At 42.0% G+C, this 21,894-nt stretch carries 24 protein-coding genes and 1 riboswitch; of the genes, 3 read left to right on the plus strand and 21 right to left on the minus strand.

Translation table 11 applies throughout. The features are described from left to right. The first annotated feature begins 29 nt into the window (after positions 1-29). Positions 30-161: a YpzI family protein gene (locus tag MHH79_RS11375; protein ID WP_003225499.1), complete on the plus strand. Its 132-nt coding sequence runs from the start codon at positions 30-32 to the stop codon at positions 159-161. 42 nt (positions 162-203) lie between these two features. Here the strand turns inward: MHH79_RS11375 and fni are convergent, their stop codons facing one another. The 17 genes from fni to MHH79_RS11460 form a co-directional block, all read right to left on the minus strand. Beyond that, positions 204-1,253, minus strand: coding sequence for a type 2 isopentenyl-diphosphate Delta-isomerase (gene fni, locus MHH79_RS11380; protein ID WP_340034411.1), 1,050 nt, complete (start codon positions 1,251-1,253; stop codon positions 204-206). Between the two features lie 12 nt (positions 1,254-1,265). Next, positions 1,266-2,414 (minus strand): 30S ribosomal protein S1, encoded by a 1,149-nt coding sequence (gene rpsA / locus MHH79_RS11385; RefSeq protein WP_014477197.1) that lies wholly within the window; start codon positions 2,412-2,414, stop codon positions 1,266-1,268. A gap of 232 nt (positions 2,415-2,646) precedes the next feature. Next, positions 2,647-3,321, minus strand: a complete 675-nt coding sequence (gene cmk, locus MHH79_RS11390; protein WP_015383984.1) for a (d)CMP kinase — start codon at positions 3,319-3,321, stop codon at positions 2,647-2,649. Positions 3,322-3,399: 78 nt separating this feature from the next. Then, on the minus strand, positions 3,400-3,576 hold the full coding sequence (locus MHH79_RS11395) for a YpfB family protein (protein ID WP_003230553.1): 177 nt from the start codon (positions 3,574-3,576) through the stop codon (positions 3,400-3,402). A gap of 44 nt (positions 3,577-3,620) precedes the next feature. Further along, on the minus strand, positions 3,621-4,274 hold the full coding sequence (dgrA, locus tag MHH79_RS11400; protein WP_063335239.1) for a cyclic di-GMP receptor DgrA: 654 nt from the start codon (positions 4,272-4,274) through the stop codon (positions 3,621-3,623). Between the two features lie 93 nt (positions 4,275-4,367). Then, positions 4,368-5,720, minus strand: a complete 1,353-nt coding sequence (gene ypeB / locus MHH79_RS11405) for a germination protein YpeB (RefSeq protein ID WP_063335240.1) — start codon at positions 5,718-5,720, stop codon at positions 4,368-4,370. Positions 5,721-5,754: 34 nt separating this feature from the next. Next, entirely contained in the window at positions 5,755-6,672 is a 918-nt protein-coding gene (gene sleB / locus MHH79_RS11410) for a spore cortex-lytic enzyme (protein ID WP_015714181.1), read from the minus strand. Positions 6,673-6,824: 152 nt separating this feature from the next. Beyond that, positions 6,825-7,481, minus strand: a complete 657-nt coding sequence (gene prsW / locus MHH79_RS11415; RefSeq protein WP_014480144.1) for a glutamic-type intramembrane protease PrsW — start codon at positions 7,479-7,481, stop codon at positions 6,825-6,827. Positions 7,482-7,600: 119 nt separating this feature from the next. Further along, positions 7,601-8,575: a YpdA family putative bacillithiol disulfide reductase gene (locus tag MHH79_RS11420; RefSeq protein ID WP_100506338.1), complete on the minus strand. Its 975-nt coding sequence runs from the start codon at positions 8,573-8,575 to the stop codon at positions 7,601-7,603. 109 nt (positions 8,576-8,684) lie between these two features. Beyond that, a complete protein-coding gene (gene gudB / locus MHH79_RS11425) occupies positions 8,685-9,959 on the minus strand; it encodes an NAD-specific glutamate dehydrogenase (protein WP_003230536.1) in 1,275 nt (424 codons plus the stop codon). Positions 9,960-10,114: 155 nt separating this feature from the next. Then, positions 10,115-10,699, minus strand: a complete 585-nt coding sequence (locus MHH79_RS11430) for a genetic competence negative regulator (RefSeq protein ID WP_003230533.1) — start codon at positions 10,697-10,699, stop codon at positions 10,115-10,117. Between the two features lie 158 nt (positions 10,700-10,857). After that, positions 10,858-11,637, minus strand: a complete 780-nt coding sequence (locus tag MHH79_RS11435; protein ID WP_047182815.1) for a metallophosphoesterase — start codon at positions 11,635-11,637, stop codon at positions 10,858-10,860. Between the two features lie 85 nt (positions 11,638-11,722). Beyond that, a complete protein-coding gene (locus tag MHH79_RS11440; RefSeq protein WP_003230531.1) occupies positions 11,723-12,166 on the minus strand; it encodes a YpbF family protein in 444 nt (147 codons plus the stop codon). Between the two features lie 62 nt (positions 12,167-12,228). After that, positions 12,229-12,966: a LysM peptidoglycan-binding domain-containing protein gene (locus tag MHH79_RS11445; RefSeq protein ID WP_100506337.1), complete on the minus strand. Its 738-nt coding sequence runs from the start codon at positions 12,964-12,966 to the stop codon at positions 12,229-12,231. Beyond that, positions 12,917-13,519 carry a CPBP family intramembrane glutamic endopeptidase gene (locus MHH79_RS11450; RefSeq protein WP_015483389.1) on the minus strand — a complete coding sequence of 201 codons (603 nt, stop codon included), beginning with the start codon at positions 13,517-13,519 and terminating at the stop codon, positions 12,917-12,919. Before MHH79_RS11450 ends, MHH79_RS11445 begins: the two co-directional genes overlap by 50 nt. A 26-nt stretch (positions 13,520-13,545) precedes the next feature. Beyond that, positions 13,546-15,036: an ATP-dependent DNA helicase RecQ gene (locus MHH79_RS11455; protein WP_309530256.1), complete on the minus strand. Its 1,491-nt coding sequence runs from the start codon at positions 15,034-15,036 to the stop codon at positions 13,546-13,548. Beyond that, positions 15,029-16,087, minus strand: coding sequence for a helix-turn-helix domain-containing protein (locus tag MHH79_RS11460; RefSeq protein ID WP_100506335.1), 1,059 nt, complete (start codon positions 16,085-16,087; stop codon positions 15,029-15,031). Before MHH79_RS11460 ends, MHH79_RS11455 begins: the two co-directional genes overlap by 8 nt. 265 nt (positions 16,088-16,352) lie before the next feature. On the opposite strand from MHH79_RS11460, the gene MHH79_RS11465 reads away from it, so the two are divergent. After that, positions 16,353-16,601 (plus strand): ferredoxin, encoded by a 249-nt coding sequence (locus tag MHH79_RS11465; RefSeq protein WP_003225461.1) that lies wholly within the window; start codon positions 16,353-16,355, stop codon positions 16,599-16,601. A gap of 39 nt (positions 16,602-16,640) precedes the next feature. Here MHH79_RS11465 and fmnP read toward each other — a convergent pair whose 3' ends face one another. Beyond that, positions 16,641-17,213 carry a riboflavin transporter FmnP gene (fmnP, locus tag MHH79_RS11470; RefSeq protein WP_004399159.1) on the minus strand — a complete coding sequence of 191 codons (573 nt, stop codon included), beginning with the start codon at positions 17,211-17,213 and terminating at the stop codon, positions 16,641-16,643. A 153-nt stretch (positions 17,214-17,366) separates the two neighbouring features. Beyond that, positions 17,367-17,501, minus strand: a riboswitch (FMN riboswitch). A gap of 208 nt (positions 17,502-17,709) precedes the next feature. On the opposite strand from fmnP, the gene serA reads away from it, so the two are divergent. After that, entirely contained in the window at positions 17,710-19,287 is a 1,578-nt protein-coding gene (gene serA / locus MHH79_RS11475) for a phosphoglycerate dehydrogenase (RefSeq protein WP_133953222.1), read from the plus strand. A 42-nt stretch (positions 19,288-19,329) separates the two neighbouring features. On the opposite strand, the gene aroD is transcribed toward serA, so the two are convergent. The 3 genes from aroD to sigX all read right to left on the minus strand — a co-directional run bounded on the left by aroD (position 19,330) and on the right by sigX (position 21,835). Next, the gene (aroD, locus tag MHH79_RS11480; RefSeq protein ID WP_063335245.1) at positions 19,330-20,097 is read right to left on the minus strand and encodes a type I 3-dehydroquinate dehydratase; all 768 of its coding nucleotides are present in this window, start codon (positions 20,095-20,097) and stop codon (positions 19,330-19,332) included. Between the two features lie 111 nt (positions 20,098-20,208). Further along, entirely contained in the window at positions 20,209-21,315 is a 1,107-nt protein-coding gene (rsiX, locus tag MHH79_RS11485; RefSeq protein ID WP_309530255.1) for an anti-sigma-X factor RsiX, read from the minus strand. Then, positions 21,251-21,835 carry an RNA polymerase sigma factor SigX gene (gene sigX, locus MHH79_RS11490; RefSeq protein WP_003230521.1) on the minus strand — a complete coding sequence of 195 codons (585 nt, stop codon included), beginning with the start codon at positions 21,833-21,835 and terminating at the stop codon, positions 21,251-21,253. Before sigX ends, rsiX begins: the two co-directional genes overlap by 65 nt. Positions 21,836-21,894 lie beyond the last annotated feature (59 nt).

The following is a 21,894-nucleotide window of genomic DNA, read 5'->3' on the forward strand; positions in this document are numbered from 1 at the left end:
CAATCTATCTCACATTAAGGAGTATGATCATGGGAAAAGACAGACAAGAGAAAAAACTCAAAGCTTCAGGCAGAGTCGAATCAGACCGCGACCAGTCCATTCACTATGACGGAGCGACAAGCCTTGAACAAAACGGAAGATTCAAAAAGCGAAAATCATAATACAAAAAGCCCAAACCACATATGGTTTTGGGCTTTTATCATTTATCGCACACTATAGCTTGATGTATTGACCCCTCTCTCTGTGAGCCAATGATGGGTTTCACCTTTGATCACAAGGGGCGCCTTTTGTAAATCGACAATCGTTCTGGCACCCAGCACGGTCATAATCATCTTTAATTCCTCAAGGATCAGCTGAATCTCCTCAAGCAGTCCTTCCTCACCACTGTCAGTCAGCGCTTTTAAAAAATGCCCTGCCATTCCGGTGCAAGAGGCCCCAAGCGCAATTGCCTTTGCCACGTCAAGTGCATCTTGCAGACCGCCAGAGGCGATCATGGTGCTTGCAGGAAACTCAGAGCGGATTTCCGCCAAACTTGCAGCTGTCGAAATGCCCCACGAGTTAAAAAAGGAGATTTGCCGCTGTCTTCGGAGATTTTCGATTTTCGAGAAATTTGTTCCCCCGTAACCGCCAATGTCAACAGCTGCAGCACCAGCTTCATACAGCTTTCCTGCTGATTCTTTGCTCATACCGAATCCGACTTCTTTCACAATGACTGGTACACTGACGCGGCTGCAAATTTGTTCAATACGTTCCAGTGCGCCGCTAAAGCTTCTGTCTCCTTCAGGCATCACAATTTCCTGAATCACATTGAGGTGGATCTGCAGTGCGTTTGCTCCAATCATCTCAACGGCTTCCTTTGCCTGAGCAGCCGTTGCCTCGCTCCCCAGGTTGGCAAAAATCAGCCCGTTTGGGTTTTCCTTTCGAACAATTTCATAGGAAAGACGCTCTGATGGATCTTTTAATGCTGACATTTGCGATCCCACAGCAAGGGGAATTCCAGCCTGAGAAGCCGCTCGCGCAAGCGATTTATTAATCTCATATGTAAGTTTTCCGCCGCCGCCAGTCATTGCATTGATAAAAATCGGCGAACTGCTTGAAAGTTCGCCGATTTTTGTGGAAATATCTACTTGTTCTAATGCAAGATCGGGCAGACTGACGTGAACAAACGTAATATCATCAAGACCTGTTTCCCGCTTCTGGCCGGTGGACAAGGCATGATTGATGTGTTGTCTTTTTCGTTCTGCTCGAGTCACGTTTATCACCAATTATTTTAGTTTATTCAGCTTATCTCCGATCAGATCTCCAAGCTGGAAGCCAGTGCTTGTTTCTTCCTTCGCTTGATATTGACGGTAATCTTCCTGATCAGCTTTAGGCGTTTCTTCAAGTTCACGCATGCTTAATGAAATGCGCTCCTCATTTTCATTCACATCAAGAACCTTCACTTTTACAGTCTGTCCTTCTTCAAGGACTTCATGCGGCGTGCCGATGTGTTTATTGGAAATTTGAGAAATATGAACGAGACCTTCAACACCTGGAAGGATTTCAACAAAGGCACCGAAGCTTACAAGACGCTGTACAGTTCCTTCAAGCACATCGCCAGGCTTCACTTTTTCGCCGATTTGGCTCCAAGGTCCAGGCAGTGTATCTTTGATTGATAAAGAAATACGTTCATTGTCACGGTCAACCGATAACACTTTCACTTTTACTTCTTGTCCCTCTTCAACAACGTCAGACGGCTTCTCTACATGAGAGTGGGAAAGCTGTGAAATGTGTACAAGTCCGTCGATGCCTCCAATATCAACAAACGCGCCAAAGTCAGTCAGGCGCTGTACTTTGCCATCAAGTACACTTCCAACTTCAAGAGACTGAAGAAGTTCTTGTTTTTTATTCGCTTGTTCACTTTCAACAACAGCACGGTGTGAAAGGATCACGCGGTTTTTATCACGGTCAAGCTCTACAACGAGCAGTGACAGTGTTTTTCCTTTATAGTCAGTGAAGTCTTCAACGAAATGTGCTTCAACAAGTGATGCCGGAATAAAACCGCGAACGCCGATATCAACGACAAGGCCGCCTTTCACGACATCTTTCACTTCAGCTTCAAACACTTCTTTTGTTTCAAATTTTTTCTCAAGGTCTTCCCAAGCGCGGTCTGCATCAACAGCACGTTTAGATAAAATCAAAGCATCGTCTTCCACTTTTGTTACTTTCAGGTCAAGCTCGTCGTCTACTTTAACAACATCCGATGCTTTCTCTACATGAAGACTTGATAATTCACTGATTGGAATAATACCGGATTGTTTGACATTGATAATTTCTACATCTACATGTTTGTCTTCTACCTTTGTCACAATCCCTTTAACTACATCTCCAACCTCTGGCACTTGAACATCAATTTGATTCATTTCCTCTGTCATTTGAATAACCTCCTTGGTCCAAACCTACACAGCTTAATTAAAACGGTTTGAAAGCTGAACATATAACATGCCCGCTTTTAGCCGAATATGTATTAAAGAATCATCCAAAAAAGTTTTTTGAATGATCAATAAAAAGTTTTATTAGTATTAACTTCTAATAAAAGGACAGGTTTGTCAAGCAATAACATTCTATCTTCGTTGAAAAATTCAAAAAAAGTGGCATTTGTCATCCTCAGCGTGACTTTTGCTCCACAGCCTCAAGGATTTTATCAGCTACCTCTTGAATGGAAAGCGATGTCGTGTCGATTTCAAGAGCGTCTTCTGCTTTACGCAGCGGAGATACTTCGCGCTCTGAATCAAGCTTGTCTCTTCTTGCAATTTCCTCAATTAATGTTTCGTAGTTGACATCAAAGCCTTTTTTCACATTTTCTTCATAACGGCGTTTCGCTCTCTCTTCAACAGATGCCAAAAGAAAGATCTTTACTTCTGCATTTGGCAGCACATGCGTCCCGATGTCACGACCATCCATGACGACGCCGCCTTTTTCCCCAAGCTGCTGCTGGCGTTTCACCATTTCTTCTCTGACACTTCTATGCTTGGCCGCAATTGAAACTTGGTTGCTGACTTCATCTGTTCTGATCGCCTCAGTTACATCGGTGCCGTTTACAAGCACTTTTTGTCCATCTTTTGTTGTAATCAGCTCAATGTCTGTCCGCTTTAGCAGCTCAGCCAGTTTTTCTTCATTTGTCAGCTCAACGTTTTCCTGTAAAGCCGCGTACGTTATCGCCCGATACATTGCTCCTGTATCAATATATATGTACGATTTTTTCTCAGCCACAATTTTGGCAACGGTGCTTTTCCCCGCAGCTGCCGGGCCGTCGATTGCAATCGATAATTTCTTTTCCATAATTCCTCTCCTTGCCCTTTTCTCCTCTATGGATTGTATCACGAACTTTATGAAAAAGGGTGAAAAATTGATGAATAATTAATGTTTGAAGGTTTCAATCCTATTGTTTTCCTCCATTTTATCCACCCCTTCATATTGAATCACTTTTGAAACGTATGGTTCAATATGCTGATAGTGAAAAAGAAATTGGACACCAAGTAAAATGATGGCCTGAATGAACAATAATTTGATCAGCAGCCGTTCAAATGTTTTCATTGGAGCACCTCCATTACAAATAGTATGGAAGTGTTTGCCGATGTTTATTCCATTCGGGCCTTTCTTCTCTTATTTAACTGGCGCCGGATGCAGTATTGAAGCAAAGCCTGCTGGTCACCTGCTGCAATTTCTGAATACTCTAAAGTCATTTTGCGTTTTCCTGACTTGGGGTCATCAAAAATTCGTCTGACAACTGCTTCTGTTTCTATTTGACGTGTGTGCTCCTCTTCAGGAAGACGGATGATCAGGCGCAATGATTCCCCCGATTGAAAAGAAAGCCCATTAGCTAAAACCACGGCGATGCCGCCTGCACTGATGTTATAGGATAGTGTGCGGAACTCTTCTTCATTTCCCGGCTGAATTTGCACATCTAATACCGCATCAGTTCTTACATATTGGCGGCGCTGGATTCTTTTCATTTTTTCACGGGGAGGCACTTCAAGACAGATCATTTGAAGTTTGTCCTTCACTTTACCTTTTATACGACTTGTAAAGCGATAAGGAACTTCGTCTTTTCCCACAAACTCTACCGTTACTTCCATATCGTTATGTAAAATCACAGTTCGCCCTGTAACTACATCAACAGGATACGCGATCAAAAGTTCATTGTTTTCGATGCTGACCGCCTTGCTTTTTGCCTTTTTCAATTCATTTTCTTCTATATATTCTAAAAGTACATTTTCTCCAATCTCTATCATTGACTTCACTCTTTCGCATTCAATATACTCACGTTTTTATTAAAGCACGTAATGAAAAAAAGGAAAAGACATTTAGTCCTTTCCTCCTATTTTTTATAGGTCTTTGTATATAGGTTCTGCATTTTTTAGTTTTTCAACCTTTTCTTCCGATCCATCTTTGGCATTGATATACATTCTGAATGTGTCATTTTCAATTGTTCCAAGCATTTCATAGCATAGCACTTCTTGACCTAGTTCATTTGTAATCAAAGCGAGCCTTGTTTCTCTCACTTGTACATTTTTATTTAATTTAGACTTTGCCTCTGCTTCAGTAATTTCAGGCTTAGGTATGGTTCTTTTTCTGTGGGATGTGAGGAAGTCTCTTGCTGAAAAGCCGACAACCTCACCGTCATCCAAGGCCACTTTCATACGAATTGCCTCCGGGTACATCCGGACTTTATTTTCAACAGGAACATATGAAAATACACCGATTTTATCATATTGGGCACTTTCATCAATTTCCAAATCATCTGTTTCAAATCCGTTTTTCTTTAAAAATGCGAGCGCTCGGTTCGATCCGTCATTCAAACTGATTTTCTGATCTTTCACTTCTCTGTTTTGGATCAAATATACCGGATGTCCGCCCTTCTTCGTAATATCCATATAAATCACTGCTTTATGGTCTGGGTCTTTCATGCTGATGCTATATACATCGCGATTTGTTTTTTTTCCGCTCTTTACCACTTTAATTGAATAATTGTCATCTGGGGCAAAGCGCTCAGCAATTTGTTTTGCTTCCTGTTCGGAAATTTGTTTTCCCTTCAGATGGCTGAAGCCTTTCTCTTCTTTTTTCGTGCTGGTGAAACTCGGACCAAGATCAGTGCCAGTGGAGAATGCGCCAACATTTTTTTCGACTGTTTTAAAGCTGTTGATAATCGTATTATCACTTTGTTTTTCGTCAGAAGCCAGGGCCATTTCGACATCCATCCAGCGAAGGTTTTTGCTCATGACAAGGTGCTGAACATGGCGCAATTCATTTTGTATATCTTCGGACTGCTGATATAGCTTATTTAGTGATGTATACTCGTTTTTATCAAGCGGCTTTTGGTCCAAATCTCTGACTGACGTTTTATAGCTGAAATCGCCGATCTTTGATAATAGCTCTTCAGTTTTATTAAACGGCATTAATGTAAGCGGCAGCTGACTGACGCTGTTATGAGCTTCTGATGTAATCCTCCACACATCGATCAATGCAGGCGACAGTGATTTTTGGCTGTTCATGGCAAGTGTTGTTCCGATTTTATCATGAAGCTGATCCACCTGATAGGTAAGCTCATGAAACGCCCGCTGATAGTTATTTTCAGCATGAAGAAGAACTGCGTCTTTTTCCTGGTGTTCTTTGTATCCCCAGTAGCCTGTACCGACTATTGCAATACCAAGCACGGCGATTAAAATTCCTCTGATCATTTATCACACCTCTTTTTATGCTTTCTCATATCTGCTACTCACAGAAAATGTGTTTACCGATTCTTTTAATCTGCGGACGCCCCCAAATCCACGGACTTGTAGCCGTATCCGGATTAAAGTAGTAAAGTGCTTCCTCTGATGGGTCCCAGCCATTTATGGCATCCAGCACTGCTTCTCGTGCCGTTTCATTCGGTTGCATGTAAATTTGCCCATCGGCTACTGCTGTGAAGGCAAGCGGCTCAAAAATAACCCCCGCTACTGAATTTGGAAATAACGGGCTGTTCAAACGGTTTAAAATGACTGCTGCAATAGCAACCTGCCCCTCGTACGGCTCGCCCCGGGCTTCGCCATAAACCGCTTGAGCAAGCAGCCTGATATCGTTGTTGGAAAATCCACCAGGCATGTTCGCTGCTACCGCATCCTGTTTTCTTGCTTTTGCTGGTGTATTGTTTTGCTGTTTATTCGCATTCGCTTTAGGCTGCTGCGTTGTTTTTTCAGCAGGCTGTTTCTGCCGTGCTTCTGCTTGTTGTCTTGCCTTTTGTGTTGCTGCTTTTGACGGTTTCGTCTGATACTTCAGCGGAATTTTTCCGTAATGCGTGAATGTATTCCCTTTATTGAGCTGTTCCATGACATATTCACGATAGTATTTTGATTTACATATTAAGGTTTGCTTTGTTTTAGCTCCTACAAGGCCGTCAACCTCTTTTAACCCGAATTGATCCTGAAAATTTCGAACTGCCCAGTACGTCCCCCATCCATAAACCCCGTCAATTTTTCCGTTATAATATCCGTTGTATTGAAGACGCGCCTGAAGTTCGACCACATCATCCCCTGTTGCCCCTCTTTGAATGACCTGATTCGAAAAGGCAGAGATCGTTTCAGTATTAATAAACGTCGTTATTGTAAAGGAAAAAAGGATGAGACATGCCATAATCGATCCTTTGGACTTCATCTTTTCAAGCCTCCTACTGCAAATTTTTAAGTGTAATCGTATTTTCTGTAACGAGGTTATTTTTATACACTCTTTCCTTGTTATCCCTCAGAACATAAAATCTCTTTTGTAAAAACTGCACACAAAAAAGCCGCACGGTTGCTGTGCGGCTTCTATACTTGCATCATATTAACGGAACGGGCTTTTTTCGCTTTACGCAAACCAAACCACCATAAAAATACCATAAATGGAAGCATATAATAAATCCAATTGCTAAGCGCTGTTAGGATAAAATCATATGATCCATGCAAAAGGGATGGGACAACTAAAGAAAGAGTAAGCCACTTTACACGCGCCTTATCAGCTGAAAAACGGGCTTTTCCAAGGTAAAATCCCATTATAACGCCAATCAAGGCATGGCATGAAACAGGCAGCAGCGCCCTGACAAACGCATGCTCCACGCCGTGGCCAATTAAGTAAAGAATATTTTCGAGGGTTGCAAAACCGAGTGATACACTTGTACCGTACACAATCCCGTCATAATGCTCATCAAAGTGGGCGTGCGGGTAAACACTGATCATCAGTATAAACCATTTTAATGATTCCTCCAAAAACCCCGAAGATAAAAAAGAAACGAAAAAACTTCCGCCTCCTACATTCTCTTTTTCAAGTACATACTGGATAAACATTATGGGAAATACAAGAACAACCCCGAGAAAAAACGACCGAAGCACCATATGTACAGGTTCATTATCATACTGATCTTTTAAATAAAAATAACTTAATAACGCGATGCCGGGGGCAATTCCTGCAGAGATGATTGCAAACATCAGGCAACCTCTTTCCTTTATATTCCTACGTCTATCCTACCATGTTGTTTAAAATTTTACATCTGTCTGCACTTAAAAAAACAAAAAGAGCATACGAATGCATCATATGCTCCCCATTTTTAATGGTTTTCTCTTTTGGCGATTTCCGCTGCGATATGCCCCCCGTGAAACCTGCCGTTTTCAATAAATATTTCATTGGCATTATTTCCCGCAGCAATAACCCCGGCAATAAAGACACCTTCAACGTTCGTTTCCATCGTTTCTTCGTTGAAAAATGGACGCCCTGTTTCTTTATCAATTTCAACACCAATTTTTTCAAGAAATTGATGATCGGGATGATAGCCTGTCATGGCAAATACAAAATCATTTTTAATGGTAATGAGTTCTTTCTCTCCGGAGCGAAACACAACTTCATCCTCGGTGATTTTTTCGACACAAGCGCCAAATTCCATACGGATTGTACCGTTTCTGACGAGGGCTTCAAATTCCGGCAGAATCCACGGCTTAATGCTTGGAGAATACTCATTGCCCCTATATAAAACTGTCACACGCGCCCCAGATTTCACGAGTTCAAGGGCAGCGTCCACGCTTGAATTTTTCCCGCCGATGACAACAACATCTTTATCAAAATACGGGTGGCCTTCTTTAAAATAATGAAATACTTTCGGCAAATCCTCACCGGGTATATTCATATAGTTTGGATGATCATAATAGCCTGTGGCGATGATACAATATGGCGTCGTGTAGGTCTCTTTTGACGTCTCAATAACAAATGTATCATTTTCCGTTTTCGTCACTTTATGCACCATTTCAAATGCGTTAACTCGGATGTTTTTCCGTTTGACGACTTCCCGGTAATACGATAAAGCCTGAATTCTGACAGGCTTCCTGTTTTCCGTAATAAATGCCACATCTCCGATTTCGAGCTTTTCACTTGAGCTGAAAAAGGTTTGATGCGTCGGATAATTGTAAATACTGTTAACGACATTGCCTTTTTCGATGACGAGGGCATCAATGCCAATTTGTTTTAGGTGAATGGCAGCAGATAGTCCGCAAGGCCCTCCGCCTATAATAATTGCTTTTTCTTGAATCATTTCCGTCAACTCCTGCGATTGGCATTTCACTTCATATTTTTCTATTTCCGAATAAAAAAATCTCCTATTTTATCATAGGAGATTTTTTATTTTTATGCAAATCATCAACTTATATCCAGCCTCTAAAACGCGAAGCTTCAGCCATTTTGCGAACGCCGACCATATATGCAGCGAGCCTCATGTCAATTCTTCGGTTGTTAGCCATTTCATAAATATTGTTAAATGATTTGACCATCATTTTTTCTAATTTTTCTTCTACCTCTTCTTCACTCCAGTAGAAGCCTTGGTTATTCTGAACCCATTCAAAATAAGAAACTGTTACGCCACCGGCACTTGCCAGCACGTCTGGTACAAGCAGAATGTCCCGGTCTGAAAGAATTTTTGTTCCTTCAAGCGTTGTTGGTCCGTTCGCTGCTTCAACGACAATTTTAGCCCGGATATTATGGGCATTTTCTTCTGTAATTTGATTTTCAATCGCAGCAGGAACGAGAATATCACAATCCAGCTCCAGCAGCTCTTGGTTGGTAATGGTATCGTTGAAAAGCTTTGTTACGGTACCGAAGCTGTCGCGTCGGTCGAGTAAATAATCGATATCAAGGCCTTCCGGATCATAAAGTCCGCCATACGCATCTGAGATGCCGACAACTTTTGCCCCCGCATCATGCATAAATTTTGCCAAATAGCTTCCCGCGTTTCCGAAGCCTTGGACAACGACACGCGCACCTTTAATATCGATGCCTCTCTTCTTAGCCGCTTCTTTAATACAGATGGTAACACCTTTTGCTGTCGCAGATTCTCTCCCGTGAGATCCGCCAAGCACAAGCGGTTTGCCTGTAATAAATCCAGGCGAATTAAATTCATCAATTCTTGAATACTCATCCATCATCCAAGCCATGATTTGTGAGTTTGTAAATACATCCGGTGCCGGCACGTCTTTTGTCGGGCCGACAATTTGGCTGATCGCTCTGACATACCCTCTGCTCAGACGCTCCAGCTCTCTAAACGACATATCCCTTGGATCACAAACAATTCCGCCTTTACCACCGCCATATGGAAGATCAATTATGCCGCATTTTAAACTCATCCAAATTGAAAGCGCCTTCACCTCTTTTTCTGTTACGTTCGGGTGAAAACGTATCCCGCCTTTCGTTGGACCGACAGAGTCATTGTGCTGCGCACGATATCCTGTGAAAATCTTTACTGAACCGTCGTCCATACGAACAGGTATTTTTACCGTTAATAATCTCATCGGCTCTTTTAACAATTCGTATACCTCTTCGGGATATCCCAATTTTTCCAGAGCCTTATGTATTACGGTTTGGGTTGATTTTAATACATCAAGTTTGTCCTCTTCTGTATGACCGGTGTTTCGATCGGCTGCCATTTGAGTTAACCTCCTAGAATCTTCTGTTTCTCACATGCTCCCTTTCAGAGAATAGTATACACCTTCATATGATCTGTGCATAGAATAAACGTTATGTTTTTCCATGTTTTTTAACGAAAAAAAACTGCTGAAATCAGCAGTTTTCCGTTGCATTCTTATGAAAAATGAGTTTGTATCGTCTCTACGGCATTACCGTCCATAATGAGCTTACCATACTCTTGCAGGCGATAAATCGTTAAAGTTGTCGGATTGCCGTATTCAGCCAGAACCGCCACAACCCCTTCAGCCGTATGTGACCCTAGATCTTCAAGGCTTAAAAAGTACTGCCCGTCATAGTGGTAGACAGTTCCCCCTGTGATACCGATTCGCTGTAAGCTTTCTGAAAGCTGAATGATATCTTCAAAGGAATGGAATTGATATATGATGTCCGCGCTTTCATCAAGCTTGACTTGCATTTCGATGTAATCATCATCATACTCATCGTCTTCTGAATCGGCGTCTTGGTTCTTTGTTACAATCACGACCATCCCTTGTGCTTGGAGAGAATACACTTCCACTGCAATCGGTCCATTCGCTTCAAAGCCGAGCTCTGTATTTGCTTCATTCATCATATCTTTAAATAACTGGTGGACTTTAAATGAGTCCTTCCAGAGGTCTTCTTTTGTCAATCCCCGGTCTGTCAAATCATCGAGGGTTAAAAAGATTTTGATCTTATTATAATTCAGACGCTCAAGCCGCATAACGTTCCCTCCTGCCTCTACTTGCACACAAATCATATAACACATTATATGAGATGATGAGTCATAGGTTCTTAATTGTTATCAGTTTACACTGAGTTCACTAGTAAGACAAGCACAATGCAGTTTTTATTGCCATATGGATTTTTGCTTTTTAGAAGTTATTCTGGCCCGCAAAGAGTCACAATGTGTGTTTCAGGCTCAGCACCTAAACGAAGAGGCACTTTTGTCGTGCCGTAGCCGTTGCTGATCAGATATGCCGCGTTTTTAACAATACCTGTTTTCCCCAGTTCATAAGGGCCAAATTTTCCAAACCTGATCTGGCCTCCATGGGTATGTCCGCTGAATATCACATCAATACCGTCATCTTCATTGATTTGTTCATGAATCTCCGGATTATGGCAAACCAGAATATTCAGCTGGTTTTCATCAAGTTCTTTGATGGCTTCCTCATAATGATCCATCTCCATCCTGATATCATCCACCCCCGCAATCGCAATCGTATGTCCATTGTATGAAAACGGGACTGACTCATTTCTCAGAGTGATGACGCCGTGCGCTTTAAATATGGAATACAGCTTATGCTGCCTGACTTCATAATCATTATTCCCCCACACAAACACGATAGGGACCCCGAAATGTACGAGCCTTTTGATGTTTTCCTCGATTCTCGCACTGGGCACCCCGCCCTCAGCTAAATCACCGCCGATTATAACCAAGTGGGGGGCATGGCTTCGCGCTTTTTCTAAAAGGTCTTGATCGATGAGACGTTTGTGAATGTCTGAAATAAAAAAGATTGTCAGAGGCGGCTTGCCCTTCATCTTTGATAAAGGAAACGTATGTGTCTTCAAATGATTGCCTTTTGCTGTTGCATACATTTTTGCCGTCATTGCCGCTGCCGCAACAGTTAGAACACCGGCAATTTTCACTGATAGCTTCATAAAAACTCTCCATTCTTTTTAGAACTTATCAATAAGACGGACAATAAAAAAAAGACGTTTCTATCGTTTGAGAAAACGCCCCATTTTATTTACTTTCAAAATATAGATTAATGTCATATTTGTGCTTCATCATGTGAAAAACAGACTCTCTCGCCTTCCATTTATCAGGCTGCGGCCAGAGATCAGTGCTTTTCTGAATAATTTCACATCTCAGTTTATGGAAATCAGTCTCGGATTTTTCTTCCTTTTTCTTGAAATAATATGAAGTGCAGTAGGCAAAAGCGGTTGCCAGCATCCAAAATAAATAAAAGGTATGGCTAAGTATTTCTTGAAGTATAAGCTGAGGCTCCGGGCTTTTGATCATGATCATAACACATAATAAGCCTAGGCAGATAAGTGAAGCCCATCGCCATCTGCGGCATTGTGCTGCATAATTTTCGAATTTTTGTTTTCGTTTTACCAGCGCTTGGAGCATCTGTTTGGTCGGCGCGTCTGTAAACTGATCCAGCTGATTCCATAAGGATTCCATACGCTTCACACCTTGTCCATTTTCATTGCTACAATATATGAACGTAAAATAAAAATAATACCCTATTCATCCATTAAGGGGATGTCCAAAACTTGTCCGGTGTAAACATCATTTCCATTCAGATGATTATACGCTCGAATTTTTTCTTCTCCTGTCCGGCTTTTATAATACTTCATGGAAATGCGGTATAGCGTTTCTTTCTTTTGGACGGTGTGCTTGACAACGCGATTCGGCACATTTTGAACTGGCTCAGCCGGCTGCTGTTGCTGTTCTTGCTGTTGTACTGTTGATTGGGAAGAGGAAGCAGCCGCGGCGGTTGCTTCCTCCTTATTTGCCGAGTCTTCTTTTTTCGCTACAGCAGTCTGTTTCTTATCAGCAGCTGTTTTTGCCGGCTCTTTTGGCTTGGAATCTTCTGGCTCTTTTTTTGACTCCTTCTGCAGTGCGGTTTCTTTAGTGTCTGCGGTATCGTTTTTATCCTCTGATTTCGGGACAACCTCATATTTGCTTTGGCTGCTGTCAATAAAGACATCTTCATAATCGTCATGATTATCCGGGTGGCTCTTTAGATAAAATAAGGTGACTAAAACGATAACCGGCACAAATACAAATATTACTGCGAGCACTGTGAATAATGGCGTTTTTGTTTTGCCTTGCTTTTTTTTCTGTTCTCTTTGATTTTTTACAGATTGTCTTGTCGGAAGGCTTTCTCCATCATCGACATAATCGTCCGCCAATGCGGCGTTTTGATCTTCATAAAGATTCTGGGCCTTTCTTCTCTCTACTCTCGACATGTTCGTCATGTTTATCCCTCCTCACATGTTCAAAACGAATCTGACAGGCAAACACGGCATCAATGATAAAATGCGCCGTCATCGGAACAAATAAGTTGCCGGTCCATTCATACATCAGACCGAGCAAAAAGCTGATTGCTGTCACCATAATAAATAACAGCCATTTTGACAAATACCGAAAGTGCAGAGCGGCAAATATAAGGCTGGCCGCCCATAAACCGATATGAGTCTGCAGCACTCCTCTGAATAACATTTCTTCCGCGAAAGCAATCAGAAGCGTTAAAAATATAATATGAGGGATTGACCTCTTACTGAATATTTTTTTATTGATTCCGCCGTCATCATATAAATGAGACGGAAACCATTTCATTACTGCCATATCGGCTAAAATAACAATAACAGCTATAGAAACACCATACCAGATGATTCGCATATCGCGAATGTCCCAGAGCTTTAATACGTCCCGTACATCCTCAAAAAAGAACAGTCCTGCTGCAGCAGCGGCAAAGATGATGAGTAGCTGCGTCAAATATAACTGCTTCAGCATATCACGGTCAGACATATGCTGAATATAATCTTTTTGCTGTTTCAGTTCAGCTCACCTACAGTCTGCAGGCTGAATATCCGGTGCAATTCCGAACTCCAGCTGTCTAATGGCGCCATTTTACTCCGTTCCCCTTTTTGTTCATACAAGGATAAATCAAAACCGCAATGTGAACAGCACGGGTGGTTTCCGTCATCAGGCTCGTATGATTCATCAAAGTAGGTTAACAGTGCCTGCCTTAAACAGCCGTCACGCTGAAGCAAAAATGATACACGGTGCATTTTTTCCAGCTTCAGCTCCATGCGATATGAAATTTCTTTCTTCATCAGTTCAACTGATGTTTTTCCCTGCATAAAGAGATGAATCATCATACGGGCCTGTGTCTCTCCGACGCCATACTGAAGTAATACGTCACGCAGCCTTCTCTCATCCCGCTCCTCCGTCTTCTCTAGCACACGGATCACGTCGGCGATTTCTTCAGCTGTGACACTCTCCATCTGGATAATCTGTTCCTGCAATTCAAAATCCCCTGGCGCCCGCAGCAAAATGCTGACACTCGGCTTTCCATCGCGGCCCGCTCTACCGATTTCCTGCATAAAAGCTTCTGCCGTCTGCGGGAGGTGAAAATGAATCACATATCTGATATCGGGTTTATCGACACCCATTCCAAACGCATTCGTACAACATATCACATCAAGCTGGTTATGAATAAACTGCTGCTGAATTAAAATCCTGTCCCCTGACTCCAAACCGCCATGGTAAAAGTCGGCTCTGCTGCTCGTTTTGCTTTTAATTTCACCCGCTAATTCCTCAGCCCATTTCCGCGTCGGACAATAAACAATTCCCGGGCCTTGCAGGTTTTCAACCAGCTGAATGACCCTATCTATTTTTTCGGCAGTGTCCGCCGCATTTTCAACCCTCAGTGCGATGTTTGGGCGGTTGACTGAGTTGAGATGGCGTACAGCATGCTGCAGATCCAGCAGGTTCATGACATCTTGCAGCGTTTCCTTTGTAGCCGTGGCGGTCAATGCCAGAACGGGCGGGTGTCCAAGTTTTTTTCTCAGCTGTCCGAGCTTTGAATAATCAGGCCTGAAGTCGTGTCCCCATTCAGAAATACAATGCGCTTCGTCAATAACAAATAGGCTGATCGGGACGCTTTTCAATTTTTCCAATACATATGGAGACTGTAAAGCTTCAGGAGACAAGTACAAAAATTTATATCGATGAATATGTTCTAAAACAAATTGTCTTTCCTGCCTGTTAAGCATGCTGTTCAAAGCTGCAGCACGCTTTTCCCCCCGGGCTTTGAGCTGCTGCACCTGATCCTCCATTAAAGAAAGCAGTGGAGAAACGATTAATACCATGCCGTCAAGCATATAACCAGGCAGCTGGTAGCAAAGCGATTTCCCTCCCCCAGTCGGGAGCATTGCAATGGTATCCTTCCCGCTGAGTATGCTTTCAATAATGTCCTGCTGCCCTTTTTTAAAGGAAGTAAAACCAAAAAACTGATATAACGTTTGCTGTAACTTAGTCATATTGCTGCACCTGCTTTGTCAATGCCAGTCTGATTTGAAAGTAGCTGAACCGCTGTTCCAGCCCGTCGCGAATTTGTTTGATTTTATTCGTCCGCATCCGTTTGGCAAACTTTGCGATTCGGAGCTGGTCTTCTGCTGATACATAATCATTAATCATAAACGTAGGCTCATGGAGAGAAATCTCGACAATGTGGTCTTCAATCGTCGCTGTTTTCAGCTTTCTGATTTCAGCAATTCGCTGTATCGGAAACCCTTGTTTGACCATCTGCCATGTTTTCCTCGTCGACTCTGTCAGGGCATTATCTAAATGCACATCAGAAAGGAGATCCTTTAACAAAGCATCTTCACACTCCGGAAGAGAATGAATAAAATAATGTACCGAAGCCCAAAACATGATATAGACATACCATTCATCTTCTTTCAGCGTATCAGCAAGCTGCCTGCTCGTATAACCGATCCGATGGTGCGAGGTTAAGGAGTAGACAAAAATTTGCGCTGCTTTGTTTTCAATCTTTTTTAAATGCGCCTCAAGCATGGCAAAAAGGCTTTTTGCCATCTCTATATGATCCGTATGCCGGGACAGGTATTTCTTTACCCAGTGAAGTGTCTTATGATCCTTAGTGACAGGGATATACTGCCTGCTCCCTTGCTGTTTATGGGATAGGACCTGCACAAGCAGCGAAAGCCTTTTCCAAAGCACACCGGCAGCCTGCTGATAATGAGCGCCGTGACAATGAACGGGCCAAGGCCGCTCGCTAAGGGCATGCCTTAAAACTGCTGCGCCGCTGGCTGTCACTTTGTATGTATCAGTTTCAGACATTGGCGAGAGATATGAATGCTTTTCAAGCTTGTCAAGCGACTCAGAAACATCGCTTCTCGAACATTGCGCCGCCATTCCAAAGTATTTTGCAGTCTGAAATAAGCCGGCATCTTGAATGGTTTGTGACGATCTCTTGCCTTTGAATAGGTGAAAAACAGCGCTTCCCGACCGTTCCCCGTTTATTTTGCAAAGGCAATCGAGAACCATAATATCGAAGTAATTTAATGACAACCTATCCACCTACATTCTTCCTGACAAAAATCGTTGATTTGCTCTTTTTATTTTAACAGATTTCAAACAGAAATCGACGTTTAAAGTCATCATTAAGGGGGATGTTATGTAGATAACCCCTTATGTGATAAGCATTCTCAATCATTTTTCTGTTGAAATGTGGCAGCAACATCATTACAATAAGTAAGAGGAATAGGTGTTAAATTGATTAAATATAAAGATTGATCCATTTGTTCCACCAAGAACAATCTGGGAGGTTTTATTCATGGCAAAGTACACAATCGTAGACAAAGATACATGTATTGCATGCGGCGCTTGCGGAGCTGCTGCACCAGACATTTACGATTACGATGATGAAGGCATCGCGTTCGTAACGCTTGATGAAAACAAAGGTGTTGTCGAAGTTCCTGAGGTACTGGAAGAAGATATGATTGACGCATTTGAAGGATGCCCTACTGATTCCATCAAAGTGGCGGATGAGCCATTTGAAGGCGACCCGCTTAAATTTGAATAGAAGTAACTAAAAAAAGCTCCCGAACGGGAGCTTTTTTATTTAATGGATATGTGCACTTCGCTGCTGCTCAATCCATGGCTTAAGCTTGATAAAAATTAGTGAGAATACAACCGTAATTACAATACCTTTTATCATGTTAAACGGCAGGATACCTGCGACGACTGCTGTTTTTAGCGCGCTGTCGGATAATGCCGGTGAATGTAAAAACCACGTGTATGCCGGAAGTATCAGAACATAATTTAAAATACTCATTAAAATGGTCATCGCTGCAGTTCCCAAAAGCAGGCTAACAGCCAAGCCCTTTGCTGAGTTGAGTTTTTTAAATAAGAAAGCAGTCGGCAATATAAAGAGTGTTCCTGCAATAAAATTCGCAACTTGCCCTACAGGAACTCCGGCCATGCTTCCCTGAATGATATACTGAAGAACATTTTTTATCGCTTCTACGGCAATACCCGCCAAAGGTCCGTAAATCAGAATGGCAATAATAGCGGGAACGTCGCTAAAATCGATTTTCAAATAATCCGGAAGACCCGGAAACGGGAAATTTAACAGCATCAAAACAAATGCAATGCTGCTCAGCATGCTGACCACAACTAATTTTTTTACTTTCACTTCATTCTCTCCTTTTCGATCACATCTTACTCGAAAACGGAAAGGTTCTTTTCCAGCCAATAAAAAAACCGCTTCATATATAAAAGCGGGGTTTCGAAAATTAGGCTAGGCAAAGAAACGTTTGAAAAATTCAATTTCAAAACGCTTATGAACCTCCATCTTCTCCCATCCAGACTGTACTGTCGGCTCCGGAATCTCACCGAATCCTGCTGTAAAGACAGCTCGCGGGCTTAGAGCCATTGGCTCATCACCGCCGGTAGGGAATTTCACCCTGCCCCGAAGATTGATCATATGAAATTTAATTACATTATAAACGATAACTGGTTGGCTGTATAGAGAATTGCTTCAAATTATATATATTACCTGCAAGCTGTCAGATCATTGATTTATTAGGCTTTACTTTTATCCTTTACTGCGTCAATACACGTTGACACTCTTTTGAGAATATGTTAAATTATCAGATATTTAGTTTGTCAATTTAGGAGGAAATCTAACGATGTTTCGAGTATTGGTCTCAGACAAAATGAGCAACGACGGTTTACAGCCACTTATTGAATCAGACTTTATTGAAATCGTTCAAAAAAACGTAGCAGATGCAGAAGATGAATTACATACTTTTGATGCTCTTTTGGTGCGAAGTGCGACAAAAGTAACAGAAGACCTTTTCAACAAAATGACTTCTTTAAAAATTGTCGGAAGGGCCGGTGTCGGTGTCGATAATATCGATATTGATGAGGCTACGAAACACGGGGTAATCGTGATCAATGCTCCGAACGGCAACACCATTTCGACAGCTGAGCATACATTTGCAATGATCTCTTCTTTAATGAGACACATTCCGCAGGCTAATATCTCAGTGAAATCCAGAGAGTGGAACCGCACAGCTTACGTCGGTTCAGAGCTTTATGGAAAAACGCTTGGTATTGTAGGATTAGGCCGAATCGGAAGTGAAATTGCACAGCGTGCGAGAGCATTCGGTATGACTGTGCACGTTTTTGATCCGTTCTTAACGGAAGAAAGAGCGAAAAAAATCGGCGTAAACAGCCGTACATTTGAAGAAGTGCTTGAAAGTGCGGATATCATTACCGTTCACACGCCTTTAACAAAAGAAACAAAAGGCTTATTGAATAAAGAAACGATTGCAAAAACGAAAAAAGGCGTTCGCTTAATTAACTGTGCGCGAGGCGGAATTATCGATGAAGCAGCACTTCTCGAAGCTTTGGAAAACGGGCATGTTGCGGGAGCAGCGCTTGACGTTTTCGAAATTGAACCGCCAGTTGACAACAAACTTGTTGATCATCCATTAGTCATTGCCACTCCTCACTTGGGAGCATCAACGAAAGAAGCACAGCTCAATGTCGCCGCCCAAGTGTCAGAAGAAGTTCTGCAGTTCGCAAAAGGCCTGCCTGTCATGTCAGCTATCAACCTGCCTGCCATGACAAAAGATGAATTTGCTAAAATTAAGCCTTACCATCAAATTGCAGGAAAAATTGGCAGCCTTGTATCACAGTGCATGAAAGAACCAGTACAGGATGTTGCCATTCAATATGAAGGCACAATTGCTAAACTTGAAACATCGTTCATTACAAAAGCCCTTCTGTCAGGCTTTTTAAAACCGCGCGTTGACTCTACTGTTAACGAGGTCAATGCCGGGGGTGTCGCAAAAGAACGCGGCATCAGCTTCAGTGAAAAAATTTCCTCTTCTGAATCTGGATACGATAACTGCATCAGCGTAAAAGTGACAGGAGACCGCAGCACCTTTACTGTAACGGCTACGTATATTCCTCATTTCGGAGAACGAATTGTCGAGATCAATGGATTTAATATTGATTTTTATCCGACAGGTCACTTGGTGTATATCCAGCATCAAGATACAACAGGTGTCATCGGCCGAGTAGGACGTATTCTCGGAGATAATGATATTAACATTGCAACCATGCAGGTTGGCCGTAAGGAAAAAGGCGGAGAAGCCATCATGATGCTTTCCTTTGACAGACATCTGGAAGATAAAATTGTGAAAGAACTAACAAATGTCCCTGATATTGTGTCTGTGAAGCTCATTGATCTGCCATAATCAAAAAAACTCAAGCTATATAGCTTGAGTTTTTTTATTGTTCTATCCCCGTGTGTTTTTATGCAAAATATCTAAGACACTCCTTAGCTCAGAAACAGGTATTTGACCTGGTGCGGACGCCTCTTCTCCAGCTCCAAAAGTACAAGCCGATCCAAAAACCTCACCGCTCAGCCTGCTGATGAGCCCTGTTGCAGCCATTGACATTGTAATAATAGGGCGGTCTGCATATTTTGTTTTCATTGTATACGTCGCATCAAGCAGTGTTAGGAGATCTCCAGTATCATTCGGCATGACAGCCATTTTGGGAATATGCGCTCCTAAATCCTGCATTTTCCGAAGTCTTGAAAGAATCTCATCTTTCGAAGGCGTTTTTTCAAAGTCGTGATTTGACATCACCACATAGATGTTGTTTTCTTCCGCCATCGATACTAACGCTTTTACATTTGCATCACCTGAAAATAATTCGATGTCTATCAGATCGATGTCTTTTGTTTGGATTGCCGATTCCAGCAAAGCAAGATAGGAGCTTTCGTCCATCTCCATGCTCCCGCCCTCTTTGTGGGTTCTGAATGTAAATAGAAATAGCTTGTCTTCTAAAGAATTACGAAGCTTAGAAATGAGCTTTGTGACCGCTTCTCTGTCATTCGCTTTTTCAAATACGTCGACTCTCCATTCAACAATGTCCGGATTCAGTAATTTTACTGCCTCTGCTTCATTCAAAATTTGTTTTTCCGTCTTTCCCATCAGCGGAACGATGATTTTCGGCATTCCTTCCCCGATGGAAACTCCTTTAATTGTTAACACGTTCACTCATCTCAAATCCTTTCAATCGTTACCTTGTTTTATTATACACGTACAACTTTTTTTTGAAAATTTCTATTATATGAATAGCAACTAAAAAAGAGCCTCAAAGGGCCCATTTTAGTTTAAGAAAATCGGATTTGGAGCAGCCGGTACCGGAATTGCATCTGATACGTCATATTTGCCGATTTTTTTCGTTCTGGTTTCCGTAAAGGTCACTTCTGTGAAGCCAAACTCTTTTGCCGTTAAAAGTAGTCCCTCAATCATTAAAATACCGGCAATAGAATCATCAACTTCTGAGTCCTTTGAAAAGCGGATATATAAGTGTTTCTGTTTCTTCGTTACAGATTGGACAGCACCCGCTTGAATAAGAGGTGTCGTATCTTCTTGGCTGCTCGATTCCATTTCCTTAATCGCTTCTTTTACTGTATCAAAAGAATTATTTGACGGAACGAGAAAGTCTTGTCCTTGTTTATTTTGGTACAAGTAGTAGGATCGTTTTGACTGTTTGGGAATCGAAATTTCCGTAAAAGTGCCATATGAGCCAATCCGAACCCCAGTCTCATTTTGATCCGATAAAAATTTGACTTTTTCATAAGGACTCCATTTTAAGGATTCTTTAAGCAATTTTTTTAACAGTGTATCATCTTTTACAGAAAATGCCGTAGCTGGCTGATGGACTCGTATACTTAATTCCTTCTGCTTTGGTTTTTCTTTTATTTCTACTTCATCTATGAAGGATGGAATTGTAATGGCATGATCCAAGATATCCAATTCACCACTTACAGTCAGCATGTCCTGGATCGTTTGGTATGCATTTGTTTTTTGAATGCTGACGGGTATGATTGCGGATGTATCGGCATCAGCAACTGCTACAGTGATGTAATTGTCTTGTTCCTTTTCAGGTACAACAAACGATGTATGATCCAGGGATAATGCAGCTTTTGGGCTGTCTTCTGTCTCAGTTTTCGTTACTGCGTTCTCTTGGGACGCTTCTTTTTGTTGAGGCTGTGCCTGATCAAAGAAATGAGGAGAAATAATGAAGGCGATATAAACCGCAATTGCAGCGGCACACGCGGGGCCAATCCACCTGACAGCGGGCTTATTTTTACGCTTTGCCATCGTCAGCCGCTTGTAAATATCCTGAGGCGAACGATGGTCTTTAACTGCCGGAAGTTGACTTAACAACTCCTTTATCTGTTCTTCGTTCCATTCTGACTTCATCATCCATTAGCTCCTCCCTCAAAAGCTCCATATGTTTCCGAAGTACTTTGAGCCCTCTGTGTTGGGTCGTTTTTACTTTGCTTTCCGAGAAGCGCAGAGCCTTGGCTGTTTCCTGTATTGAATATCCCTGAATAAACCGCAAGATAATCACAGCTCTTTGATCGATTGTACATTGATCAAGCGCAGCATAAATTTCCCGGACATTTTCATGTTGAACCGCAAGTTCGTCCGGCAGCAATTGCTGATCCCTGACATCCTGTGTATCCCAGTCAAATGTACCGAGTATACGCTGTCTGATTGTTTGCTGTTTACGGAACCAGTCTATCGCAACATGGCGTGCGATAGACAAAAGCCATGTTTTTTCACTGCTTCTTCCTTCAAACGTATGATAAGAATTTAATACCCGGATATAAACCTCTTGAAGAAGGTCTTCTGTCTGGTTTTTATCCTTTACCATATAAAATAAAAATTGGTACAAATCTTGATGATATGTATCATATAATAATTGAAAGGTTTCTTCCATTTGAAACCCCTCCGTTCACTTTTTTGTCGTATGAATAGCTTGAAAAGTTACATTACAAC

The organism is Bacillus sp. FSL K6-0993 (assembly GCF_037977205.1).
Lineage (GTDB): Bacteria > Bacillota > Bacilli > Bacillales > Bacillaceae > Bacillus > Bacillus subtilis.

Excerpts from the sequence above, each read along its gene's own strand:
- MHH79_RS11375 (WP_003225499.1), top strand. The coding sequence starts at position 30 with ATGGGAAAAGACAGACAAGAGAAAAAACTCAAAGCTTCAGGCAGAGTC.
- rpsA (WP_014477197.1), bottom strand. The coding sequence starts at position 2,414 with ATGACAGAGGAAATGAATCAAATTGATGTTCAAGTGCCAGAGGTTGGA.
- cmk (WP_015383984.1), bottom strand. The coding sequence starts at position 3,321 with ATGGAAAAGAAATTATCGATTGCAATCGACGGCCCGGCAGCTGCGGGG.
- MHH79_RS11395 (WP_003230553.1), bottom strand. The coding sequence starts at position 3,576 with ATGAAAACATTTGAACGGCTGCTGATCAAATTATTGTTCATTCAGGCC.
- dgrA (WP_063335239.1), bottom strand. The coding sequence starts at position 4,274 with ATGATAGAGATTGGAGAAAATGTACTTTTAGAATATATAGAAGAAAAT.
- ypeB (WP_063335240.1), bottom strand. The coding sequence starts at position 5,720 with ATGATCAGAGGAATTTTAATCGCCGTGCTTGGTATTGCAATAGTCGGT.
- sleB (WP_015714181.1), bottom strand. The coding sequence starts at position 6,672 with ATGAAGTCCAAAGGATCGATTATGGCATGTCTCATCCTTTTTTCCTTT.
- prsW (WP_014480144.1), bottom strand. The coding sequence starts at position 7,481 with ATGTTTGCAATCATCTCTGCAGGAATTGCCCCCGGCATCGCGTTATTA.
- MHH79_RS11420 (WP_100506338.1), bottom strand. The coding sequence starts at position 8,575 with ATGATTCAAGAAAAAGCAATTATTATAGGCGGAGGGCCTTGCGGACTA.
- gudB (WP_003230536.1), bottom strand. The coding sequence starts at position 9,959 with ATGGCAGCCGATCGAAACACCGGTCATACAGAAGAGGACAAACTTGAT.
- MHH79_RS11430 (WP_003230533.1), bottom strand. The coding sequence starts at position 10,699 with ATGCGGCTTGAGCGTCTGAATTATAATAAGATCAAAATCTTTTTAACC.
- MHH79_RS11435 (WP_047182815.1), bottom strand. The coding sequence starts at position 11,637 with ATGAAGCTATCAGTGAAAATTGCCGGTGTTCTAACTGTTGCGGCAGCG.
- MHH79_RS11440 (WP_003230531.1), bottom strand. The coding sequence starts at position 12,166 with ATGGAATCCTTATGGAATCAGCTGGATCAGTTTACAGACGCGCCGACC.
- MHH79_RS11445 (WP_100506337.1), bottom strand. The coding sequence starts at position 12,966 with ATGACGAACATGTCGAGAGTAGAGAGAAGAAAGGCCCAGAATCTTTAT.
- MHH79_RS11450 (WP_015483389.1), bottom strand. The coding sequence starts at position 13,519 with ATGTCTGACCGTGATATGCTGAAGCAGTTATATTTGACGCAGCTACTC.
- MHH79_RS11455 (WP_309530256.1), bottom strand. The coding sequence starts at position 15,036 with ATGACTAAGTTACAGCAAACGTTATATCAGTTTTTTGGTTTTACTTCC.
- MHH79_RS11465 (WP_003225461.1), top strand. The coding sequence starts at position 16,353 with ATGGCAAAGTACACAATCGTAGACAAAGATACATGTATTGCATGCGGC.
- serA (WP_133953222.1), top strand. The coding sequence starts at position 17,710 with ATGTTTCGAGTATTGGTCTCAGACAAAATGAGCAACGACGGTTTACAG.
- rsiX (WP_309530255.1), bottom strand. The coding sequence starts at position 21,315 with ATGATGAAGTCAGAATGGAACGAAGAACAGATAAAGGAGTTGTTAAGT.
- sigX (WP_003230521.1), bottom strand. The coding sequence starts at position 21,835 with ATGGAAGAAACCTTTCAATTATTATATGATACATATCATCAAGATTTG.